The organism is Bacillota bacterium (genome assembly GCA_013177945.1).
Lineage (GTDB): Bacteria > Bacillota > DSM-12270 > Thermacetogeniales > Thermacetogeniaceae > Ch130.
On the sequence record JABLXW010000024.1, the window covers coordinates 1 to 10,372 of the forward strand.

The window sequence follows — 10,372 nt, forward strand, 5'->3', positions numbered from 1 at the left end:
GTTCCACCTGCCATCAGCTAACCCTCCTTTTTAGAAAGCTGTCAATCAACTTCCGCATCTCGTCCACTGTAAATTCCGTTTGAGCATTGCCGTGCAGTGCTCCGGTCACCACCTCTGGTTTGACACCAAAAAGAGCTTCGGCGTTCGCCAGAAGCTCTTCTCGGGGGTACTTGGGCGCTGATTGTCGCACCGCAACCTGTTTGTCAGCCATTATCTATCACCTCACTTGATTAACCCGGTATTATGCACCGCCATGATCAGCGGCGCCTCTTCTGCCGGCCGGTTAGTCAGCCGGCTAAGAGTAACTGATATCTGCCCAGCGGTCAGGGCGTCGGCGCGGTAATCCACCGCCAGACTGCTCACGGTCAGGTACCGCTTATTTACCACGTCCAGGGGCAATTTAATCGCGCAACCTAGTTCCTGGACCACAGTCAATGCCCCAGCAATCTGCTCGTTCGGCGTACTGCCAAGAATGTGCCCGATAATCCTCTTCCGTACCTCAAACATCGCCCGGGCCCTTTCCCGGACCTCAACTCCAGTTAACCGCCACATTACCGCCGGCCGCCTGTATCCCGGGGGCCAGAAATTACGGTATACCGTCCAAGCCGCTCCCAGGATTGTCCCAGTCCAGGCTGCCAGGGCCTCCAGCCAGGGGTCATTTGCGGTCGTTTCTGGTACCGCCACCGGCTGCAGGGCCAATACTGCAAAGCGCAGACCCCGGGTGATGGCGCCCCATTCATCGTCAACGTAATCCTGCCCTATAGTGCCGAGGTACTGGCAAGTAAAGACCTCGCCAGTAGAGGTATCGGTCAGGAGTTGTTTGTCCAAGGCAGCAACTACCTTGACCGCCAGGTCATCTACCTTTTGGAAAGTGGTCCGGTTAACGTAAGGCCAAACCTCAATAATGCGCCGGAAACCCGTCCAGGGCGTATCTTCGGTGTCAACCCCTTGGCGTAGCACGAGGTATGGCTTCTTCGTGCCGGCGCCGGCCGCCTGAGGCTCATATACCCGGCCCTGGACATCTGGCACTTGGTTAATTAATTGCTGCCTGATTGCCATCCTCATACCGACCGCCACCAATCTATAATGGCATCCCTGAGTTTAGGAGCGTAAATATCAGCCGCAGGCCGCACTATCGCATAGTTACCCCCGTGGGCTAGCTCCAGGAAAACGCCATACTCCACGCCATGCGAAAGGTAAAAGGTAAACCTATCCTGCCCTATCTCCACTCCGGCATGAAGCCCATTTCGGGCATTGCCAGTGCGGTCCCGCCAGGGAGCGTTCTGCTTCATCTCAGCCTCGACGTGTCCTGCCAGGTTCTGCATCAGCATGACCATACCGGCCTTTTTGCGGTCGATATATTCCCTGGCACCGTCACCGAAAGCCATTTAGCTCACCCTTTCAAGGTCGGCCTGATATCCGACTATCTGCCCCTGAACCTTTTGGGGATATACAGCTATCACTACAAAGTGCCCCAGGCCGGGTACATCGAACTCGTCTTTCACGTTCGGCCCGGCCCGGAGATCAGCATTGTAGTCGGCCAGGAGGCCCCAGCCCTTATCCACCTGTTTGGTGCCAGCCAGGCTTGCCACTTCCTGTGGGATTCTCATGCCCTGCTGAAATATCCGCACAGTAAACGGTCCGCGCTGGCTTACCACCTCATCAAAATAGCCGCCCATGTCCACCTTTTCGGTGCGCTGGACGGCTATCTGGGTAGGGTTTTCTGCTATTGCCCGGGCATTGGCCGCCCGGAGAGCGTTGGCCGCCGTCATACAGTATCACCGATCCCTAGCACGTCTGGGGCATCAAATGCCAACAGGCGGGAACCCTTGCCCGGCACCATATCTCGGTACAACTTGGCCATGGCTAGGCAGTGATCGCGGTAATCCTTGATGCTCACAAACTTAAGCTTCTCGTTTCCAGCCTGGCTCTCTTCGAGACCACCCCGCTCGCTCATCGCCCGAGCCGCTTTCCTGGTCCAGCCATTGGCCGCGGCCTCATTGATATCGCTGGCAGCCGTCAACAAGGCGTCAATCTGGGCATTAGTAAACCGGGTGTCAGCCTCAGTCCCGCCGGGAGGTATGACCTCGTCAATCAGTTCCCTCAGTTCTGTCCTCAACTCCGGTGTTGGCGTCATCTGCCTCACCCGCTTTTAGTTCCTCTATCCGGTCCTTAATTGCCTGGATAGCAGTCTTTCTGGCCGGACCTGCAAGCTCTACCTCAAGCAGAGTCTCTAGCGTAGCGATATCCGTTATGCCGGCTATGTGCTGCTTCAGCTCGGCTACGGTCAACGTTTCTTGGTCGCTGGCTTGTTCCGGTTCTATCCCATCTCTGGGCTCGTACCGGTCGCATTCATGCTCGGCCTGGGCTGCATCCCCCGGCCACCGCCTGGCCTTCAATTCAGGATGGCAGCGTATGGCCGGCAGGTAGGAAAAGTCAGCGCCCAGAACCCAAGGGAACCAGGCGCAGTTTATGCATCTGGCCATCTAAATCACCGCCTTATGGCAGCGTCAATTCCTCGACAGCGTTTGCTGGTGAAGCGACCACCCCGCGCCGGGCCCGGGCTACGATCTGCTGCTCCACCAGCCGGGTCAGATCTGCACCGGCAGCGTCTACTCGTAAATCGTGCTTGACCAGTTCACGGAAATACTTCTGGCCTTCAATCAGGTATGCTTTCCCTGGATCTACGCCAGGATAGGTGTAAGTCTTTTCACCCACAACTGTGCTCCATCCGTCGTAGAAAATTAGGGTATCAATCTGGCTGATAGCCGGGTAGACGGTTCCGCCGATCTGCATCCGCTGCAGACATTCCTCAATGTCCCACCGTTTGGAGCTATGCGCCAGAAGGATGTTGGGCCGCCTGGGGGCCCCGGTATCGGTGTTCTTATCCTGGCTGGCGTGGATCAGGCCGGCCTTAATGGTATTGCGAAGCTTCTCCAGGTAGGTCGTACCTTCCATAGACGCTGCCGTCTTGTTTTTAGCCGGGTAGTTAAAGCTGATAATCGGGTACAAGTGAATATGGTTTAACAGGGCATTGTATGCCTCGCCCAGAGCCCGGTCCAGCTCCGCCCGCTCCCAGGTCTTGTCGTAGAGAACCATATCCTCAGTCCACTCAAACCCGGCGGCGTAAGTGATGATAGGCACCGTATCCTTGGGGCCGATTTTACGGGTCCCGAACTTGACCTCTTCCAGCTCCATGTGCTCCAGGAAAACCACCCGGGCGCCGATGAACGGATAAATGTCCACGTGCTCTGTGAAGTTAGCATCCTCCACCCGGCGGTAAATGGGGCCATAGAGGAGCGGGACAGCTTCCCGGCCAAGCTCCAAGTTGATAATGCTGTTCTGAACGATTTGATCCAGGCCGTCCGGGGTGGTGATCATCTCACCCAGAGGCTTGGTCAATTCGAATACTTCCATCTCGCCGTTGACAATACGCTTCTTAACCGTCTTCATTTCGCCTTTAGGAGAAATGTAAGGGATCTCCTGCTCAATAGTCTGCTTACGGCGCTCTTCCTTCAGTGTTTCAATGCTGACGATCTTCAACTTGCCTCACCTCCATTAAGCATGCGCCTGGACTTGAGGTCCGAGGATAAACCAGATGACGTTGTTTGCATCCTTGGCCTGGGTCACGCGGCCAACCGGCCGATTCTGCGGGTTGCCGCTCGCGTCGTTGTTCGGCTGAGTAGTCAGCAGCTTGGTAGTGTTGTTCCAATATACCTTGTCACCTTTGTTAAAGGCATCTGCAACGGTGATCTGGTTGGTTTCGTATTCGGCTTCTTCGATGTTTAGGATCACTTCCGCAGTTTCCCCTACGCCGGTAGTTACACCCCGGACCGCCATACCGAAAAAGCCGTCCAGAAGATAGAACTTGCCCTGCTCAATCGTGGTACTTTCGGGTACCGTAACCTTTACGGACTTACCATCAGAAATTTTGCGTCCCATTTATGCCACCTCCATTAAATTGCTATCCGCTTGACGCGGAGCCCGCTATTATTGTCCTGCCGCCCGGCCTTGGGGGCAATAACCGGGTCCTTGAATAGCCCGGCCAGGGCCTTCTTCACGTCCTCGGCCTCCAGCATCTCGCCGACGGCCTTCTTAATCTCGTCCTCCGTAGCTCCTGGCTTCACCTGGAGCATCCGCTTGACCAGGGGCCTGGCCGCCTCGGCCACGACCATCTCGCCAATTACCTTGTCCACGAGCTTCTCATGCTCGGCCAGGGCTGCCTTCTGCTGGACCTCACGGGCCGCTTTCACGGCGTTTACCAGGTCTGCCAGCTTGGCATCCTGCCCCAGGTCGAACATTTGGACCATCTCGCCAACGGCTTTGGCCATCTCCTGAAGCTGGTTCCACCGCTCGGCGTTAATTTCGCCGGCTACGTCGTCCAGCTTCCAACCGAGCTCTTTGGCCAGGGTCTTCACATCCCAGCCCATTTCTCCAATGATTTGTGAGGGTTTAACGCCTAACTTACGAAGTTCTGCCAATAGCTCTCCAAGGGTCATGTTTCCACCTCCATGATTTCTGGGCTCTCCGGCTCCTACAATGCTGTCCATTTCCCCTATAGCAACTACCCGGGTTGGCATACCTGCCCGGTCAAGTGGTGTCCAGTCGATTGAGAGCAGCTGGTAATCCACTACCTGGGTTTCCCCGCCTGCCTGCCTCAGCGTCGGTATCCCAAAAATACTCACCTGGTTAACCCTGTTAGCCCTGATCCACCGTTTGAGGTCCTTCGCAGCGGCATCCACCACCCCACGGATGTAGGCCTTGCCGTCGCGGAACAGGGCCCCAACCCAGTGGGTCACGGGTATTGGGAACTCATAATCAAACTTGTTCGGGTCCTGGTGGCCCAAAAAGCCTGTTGCCGTTTTTGTGGCCACTTCGCCGGCAATCTTCTGGATGGTCTCGGGCAGGTAATTCCAGCCCCGCCTACTTTTGCCAGCGGGGATCTCTACTACCACTTCCAGCGGATCGTCATCTCCGGCCTTAAGAGCTGCCAGGTCCACCCCGGGCGCCAGCGGAATGTCCTCGGGCCGCATTTCGCCGGTGATGGTCGCGGCCAGGCGGACCATCTCGCCAGCCGCTCGCGTCAGGCTTTCCGGCGGCTCCAGATCTTCTATTTCGCGATAATGCCGCATCAGGTGCTGCGCCGCCTCCCGACGCTGGGCCGGGGTTAGATCCGGCTCCGCCCGGGCGCCGGCCAGTGCCTGAGCTGCGGCGATAAGGCCGCCGCGGTTAAGTACTACAGAACCATCCTGGCGAATGATATGGTGAGGCCCCCACCAATTTTGAGAAGGAGCCTCTGTGATGTCATCACTGCGAATAACTGCATAAACTTCCCTGATGGCTTCCCTGACGCCTTCGGCACCCTCTTCTAATCCTTTGACCAACCGGTTTCGGAGAGCGGTTTTGTCCACGTCTCCCCAACTTGTGTTATCCACAATTCCACGCTTAATCTTAAACGGCATCCTCTCACCTCGCTTTCAGAGCATAATAAAACCGCCTACTGGCGGCTTGCTGGTTTCTGAGTTAACACTGTCACCCCTGGTGGGGCCTTGGGCTTATTCTCGATTATTCCCTGCTGGTTAATCTTTACCGGACCCTTCGCAGTGTACTTCCCGTCCGGTCCCCGGGGCACGAAAGTTTTGCTGCCCGGACTGTAGCTCAAAATACTGCCGCTCATTCTACTTACCTTCTTTCCTTGCATGCTTATTGCAAAGAAAAACGCCGGTCTAATGCCGGCGTTTAATGTTATTTCCTTTTGGTGTTTTCTCGCTTCTTTCGCGCTACAGAGATGGGTATCACGTTGGTTTTCTCATAGGGCGGCTTAGCAATAGTACGGTCGTCAATAACAGTCGCTTCCTTGGGCAACTTTTGCTCTGGCATACACCTCACTCCAATCGGTTATACTTGAAGCCCAGTTTCTTGGCAATATTGAACCAAGCTTCATGAGTGTGCTCCTTCCATGCCTGATCGGCAGTCATCTCGCCAGAACGATATTTTTCTTCCCATTTGGGCCGCAGCACTTCAATCTCGACCTGAAAAGCAAGTTTTATTTCCTCCGGTGTCGCCACCCGCACCCCTGGCTCCCTGGACATTATATACCTGGTCCCATCTGCACCCACGACATAAATAGACTGGATATTTCGTTCCGGGCCCTGGTGGTAAAACAATAGTGCCACATCTATGTCTGAAAAGGAAGAGCTGTTTGGGTGGGTGTGGATCTGGATGTATCGCTTCCCGGGTTGCATTTGCTCGATGTGGGCTGCAATGTTTACAGAGTGTTCTATGCCTTTTATATCAACCCCGAGCGAATTACCTGTTTCGGCATCCACCATCGCGGCATATTCCACACCGGAAGCCCTGGTGGCCTGCCGCAGCTCCTCTCCTTTGGCCAGCACTTTCTGAGTAACTTTAGACGTCCACCCGTGTTCGCCAAAGATGCCGGAGGCAAGGCTTTCGGGGTCGCCCAGGCCTGATGTGATTAGTACGGACTGGTTCGGCCGCCTCAGAAACCGCCTTGCAGTGGTATTATACCACATTTCCAGGTCGGGCTGCGAGCCCGGGTCCTGCATCCAGGCTTTCAGGCGCTCCTTGAACTCATCAGGGTCCTCCATCGCCGGAATGGCTATACACCTGCACCACGGGTGCGGTTTGGCCGGTTCTTCTCCTTTCGGCCAGAACCCGTTCCCGTTGTGGCTGGCGTAATCGTCGCACACATCCCGGATGGGGTGGCTGTGGCTCAACCGCCAATAAATGCCTTTGGCGCTGGGTATGGCCCGGTATGCGTTAATAGTGCCCTCGTGGAAAGCGTTGTTCATTTCGGTGACGGCCAGCCGCATGGCCTCCATGCTGACCGACTGGGGCACGCCCAACCTCCGCCTGGTCTCGGCTTTAAGCGCTGTCCACACACCAGGCTGGAGGTATTGCTGTACCATCCGGGCCAGCTTTCGGCTGTCTAGCCCCCGGGTCACTCCGTCCTCGACAATTTTCTGGAGGGCCTGCCGGGCGCTCTGGCTGGTCCGCCAGACCCGGTCGGAGAGCTTCAACCCGTCGTGGCGGGTCCGAGAGAGCAGGCTCATCACGGCCCGCTGGTTGATGTCGGCAAAGAGCCACTTCACTTCTGTCTGGTCAAAGACTCCGGCCAGGAGTTCCCGAGCTACTGCTTCAGAGCCGCTCACCGCTTCATCAACCGCCAGGCGGATGCCTTTGGTAACGGCATCAAGTATCTCCTGGTTCAGCATATTGGAGGCCTTTTCCAGGGCTCCGGTCAGAGCTGTCAAGTGGGCCCGCCGCAGAGTCCCCGGTGTAATATTCTCAATCTCAGTCCTCAACTGGGCTGCAACTCGGGTATACAGCCCCTTTATTTGCCTAACCGTGGCCGCCTCTCCCCGGGCAAATCGCTCCCGAGCACGGTAGAGGTACTCACCGTAGTCGCCTCGGGCCGCTCCTATCCAGTCCTGCTTGCCTTGGACCTCCCTACGATACTGGTCCCACTCGATGGCCATCAGTCTTCACCGCCCTGGCCTTCCTCCGGCAAAAGCCCCTGCCCGTCCTGCAGCCGCTGCATCAAAGTGAAGCTTCTGGCCACCCGGCGGCGCTCATCGTCATCGGCATCTGGGTCCAGGTACGGCAGCATGGTCGGCACAAACTCCCGCAGAAACTCGGCCGCGGCGTCCACCGAGACAAGGCCGGCCTCTATGCCGGTGACTAGGCCCTCTACCAGAGTTTTGATGGTGTTCGCCACCTCCTGATCATTTCGTGGGCTTATTTCATCCCAACCAACGTCCACCTGGTAAGTTTCCAGAGCCCGGTTTTCCACCTTCGCCCACATGGCCAGGTACATCCCGGCCAGCTCGCCATAAGGCTCCTCGAACATCCCCCGCTTGCGACGGATTTTCCGGGCCAGGGGGACCATCTGCTCGGATACGCTGGCCTTGGAGGACTGGACTGCTGTGCCAAAGGCAAATTCGGGAGTCTCGGAAACGTCTACAATGCAGAAGTAGAGGAATTTCAGTAGAGTAGTAATTCCCTCCAGACCCGAGTCAGCCGTGATGAAGCTAGCGTCGTCTCCTTCCTGGAGCAGGAAAATCTCTTTATCGGCAAACTTCAGCCTACCGGCTTTTATTTCTTCTTCGCTGAAATTATCTCGCAAAAACTTCTCCACGCTTTTTAGCGAGAATTTGGCCTTCGGCCGGCTGAACAGTTTCGACCCCTGGACCGCGAACAACATGGTATCGTGGTAAGCCTTCATAAACGGCTCCACCGGCTCCAGGTCTGAACAGCCGTAAAGCTGGTTTTCTTCGGCTTCGTTTCTAAAATGAACCACCGGGATGAAGCCCCAGGGGTTTGGTTCCTCCCGGTTCTGCTGCCGCACCTCAGCCGGAGCCCGGCCGTCGGCCTCGATGGTGCGGCTCTTGGACGTCAGGACTTCGGTCAGCGTGTACTCGGTAACCGTTCTGCCCTGGGCATCGGTCACCGTAACCGGGTACCTGATCACCAGCTGCTGCCACTGGCCGGTCAAGGGGTCGCTCACCGGCGTCACCCATTCGGGCGGGATCAGCTGCAGGTCAAAGACCTCCTGCCTGGGGTTGAAGCGGTCCGGCACCCGGGCAATTCTTGCGAATACGTCGCCGTCCCGCAGGGTGTTTCGATTGATACGGAGAACCTTGCCCGTCCACCTGGTCATGGCCTTTTCTAATGCCTGGTCCGCCCCAGGGTCCGGATGGGTGAAGTGTGGCGCCCCCATGAAGCCGGCCGTTATATTGATAATAGGCCGCGCAAACCCGGCACCCAACTTGTACTTATCCGCAGTATTCCTATAGAGCTGTCTCGCTAGGTCGTAATCCACCCGGCTGCTATCCAGGCGATATGGGGTCATATACTGAAAACCCCAACCCGAAGGCCAGGCATTCCTTAACACCGATATTTCCCCCAGGGGGGCAAGCAGACGCTGTATAATATTGCGCCGGGGTTGCCGGCGGAGATTAGATTTAGGCATAGAAGCTGGCCCCCTTAAGTAATCGCTTAATTTCCGGGTCAATAGGTTTCTCGTTTTCCAGTCTTAAGAGTGCCTGAGTCATGGCATCAACTTGGTCATCATTTGCGCCGTTTGGAAAAGCCGAGCACTCTTCGATAAAATCATGCACCCAGGGCGCTATGCTCGGGTCTGGCAGGTAGACATTTCCCGCCTCAATTTGTGGACTTACCGCTGCAGCCCGCGCTTCCTTGCTACCCTGGGGTTCCACGGGAATAAGCCCGGCAATTTCTCGCTTGAGGGTTGCGATTACTGCCGGCCCATTGGCCTTATCTTCAACTAACTTAGCATAGGCTTGCGGCCACTTTGCCGACAGCGCCCTAACGGTCTGGACGGTAGTTGGAAAGTCCATTCTATCTCTAACCTGGTCGAGCAGGTATTTGTCAGCGCCTTTTCGCCCCCAAACCTGGCCGACAACGAAGTCACTGCTGGTGGTCTCCTTGAAAGCCATATCCCAGCTTTGAATGATCTCATCGAAAGGATATGGTGCTTGCCGGTAGAACTTCCACCAGGAACGCTTCAGGATCCCGCCTTCCATCGGTGAAGGCCGTTGCTGGTATAAGGCGTTCCACCAATAAGAACCAAGCCGAATTTTCGTTCTCTCCAGCGTCTCCCTCGTGAAAAGCTCCGGGCAAAGCGGCTCTCCCGGCCGCCGACCGAGCATGTCATTTTCCTCGGCCAGGGCTGGCAGGTTCACGACCTCCCATTTATCTCCGCCCTCTTCCTGGGCTTTTAGCAGCCGGCCAGCTAGGTCATCCTCGTGCCAGCGGGTCATGACCAGGATGATGGCCCCGTCGTCCTGGATGCGAGTCGAAAACGTTGCCCGATACCAGTCCCAGGCCGCATCTCGGTATGTCTGGCTCATAGCTTCCTGGTCGTTTTTAACTGGGTCGTCAATGATGGCCACATTGGCCCCCTTGCCGGTAATAGGCCCGCGCACGCCGGCGGTCACCATGCCCCCCTCGTGACCGTCTATGTCCCACCGGCTGGCTGCCGAGGATTCCGGCGACACCTTCACCCCAAATAAAGAAGGCCCGAACTCCTCCAGGAGGTTCCGGGCCTTCCGCCCCCACGTCGCCGCGAAATCGGCTTCATAACTGGCCAGGATTATGCGTTTATCAGGGAACGTCCCCAGGTACCAAGCCGGGAAGTACCGGCTAGTCAGCTCGCTTTTTCCGTGGCGCGGCGGCATAAATACCATCAGACGCTTGATGCGGCCGGCCGCTACGTCAACCAGTTTGCGGTTAAGAAGCAATAGGTGGTCATAAGGTATCCACCGTCCCTCGCTCACCGTGTAGGCGAAGTGGGCCGGCGTCACGACCCGCAGCGCGGCGTAGAAGC

General features: G+C 56.7%; 12 protein-coding genes. All 12 read right to left on the reverse strand.

The genetic code is table 11. The features are described 5' to 3' along the window. Window positions 1-13: 13 nt before the first annotated feature. Window positions 14-211: a hypothetical protein gene (locus HPY58_12780; protein ID NPV30496.1), complete on the reverse strand. Its 198-nt coding sequence runs from the start codon at window positions 209-211 to the stop codon at window positions 14-16. A gap of 11 nt (window positions 212-222) precedes the next feature. Continuing rightward, window positions 223-1,065 carry a hypothetical protein gene (locus HPY58_12785; GenBank protein NPV30497.1) on the reverse strand — a complete coding sequence of 281 codons (843 nt, stop codon included), beginning with the start codon at window positions 1,063-1,065 and terminating at the stop codon, window positions 223-225. Then, window positions 1,062-1,388 (reverse strand): hypothetical protein, encoded by a 327-nt coding sequence (locus HPY58_12790; protein ID NPV30498.1) that lies wholly within the window; start codon window positions 1,386-1,388, stop codon window positions 1,062-1,064. Before HPY58_12790 ends, HPY58_12785 begins: the two co-directional genes overlap by 4 nt. Then, complete coding sequence (locus tag HPY58_12795) at window positions 1,389-1,772, reverse strand: hypothetical protein (GenBank protein ID NPV30499.1); 384 nt, start codon at window positions 1,770-1,772, stop codon at window positions 1,389-1,391. It lies immediately after the preceding gene. Continuing rightward, window positions 1,769-2,137, reverse strand: coding sequence for a hypothetical protein (locus HPY58_12800; protein NPV30500.1), 369 nt, complete (start codon window positions 2,135-2,137; stop codon window positions 1,769-1,771). Before HPY58_12800 ends, HPY58_12795 begins: the two co-directional genes overlap by 4 nt. After that, on the reverse strand, window positions 2,091-2,486 hold the full coding sequence (locus HPY58_12805) for a hypothetical protein (protein ID NPV30501.1): 396 nt from the start codon (window positions 2,484-2,486) through the stop codon (window positions 2,091-2,093). Before HPY58_12805 ends, HPY58_12800 begins: the two co-directional genes overlap by 47 nt. 13 nt (window positions 2,487-2,499) lie before the next feature. Further along, a complete protein-coding gene (locus tag HPY58_12810; protein NPV30502.1) occupies window positions 2,500-3,543 on the reverse strand; it encodes a hypothetical protein in 1,044 nt (347 codons plus the stop codon). Window positions 3,544-3,558: 15 nt separating this feature from the next. Next, a complete protein-coding gene (locus tag HPY58_12815) occupies window positions 3,559-3,942 on the reverse strand; it encodes a DUF2190 family protein (GenBank protein NPV30503.1) in 384 nt (127 codons plus the stop codon). 14 nt (window positions 3,943-3,956) lie between these two features. Beyond that, the gene (locus HPY58_12820) at window positions 3,957-5,462 is read right to left on the reverse strand and encodes a hypothetical protein (GenBank protein ID NPV30504.1); all 1,506 of its coding nucleotides are present in this window, start codon (window positions 5,460-5,462) and stop codon (window positions 3,957-3,959) included. Window positions 5,463-5,885: 423 nt separating this feature from the next. Then, window positions 5,886-7,502 (reverse strand): hypothetical protein, encoded by a 1,617-nt coding sequence (locus HPY58_12825; protein ID NPV30505.1) that lies wholly within the window; start codon window positions 7,500-7,502, stop codon window positions 5,886-5,888. Further along, window positions 7,502-8,995, reverse strand: a complete 1,494-nt coding sequence (locus tag HPY58_12830; GenBank protein NPV30506.1) for a phage portal protein — start codon at window positions 8,993-8,995, stop codon at window positions 7,502-7,504. Before HPY58_12830 ends, HPY58_12825 begins: the two co-directional genes overlap by 1 nt. Beyond that, window positions 8,988-10,372 (reverse strand): phage terminase large subunit (gene terL, locus HPY58_12835; GenBank protein NPV30507.1); only part of this gene is annotated, 1,385 nt, incomplete at its 5' end. The genes terL and HPY58_12830, both read right to left, overlap by 8 nt.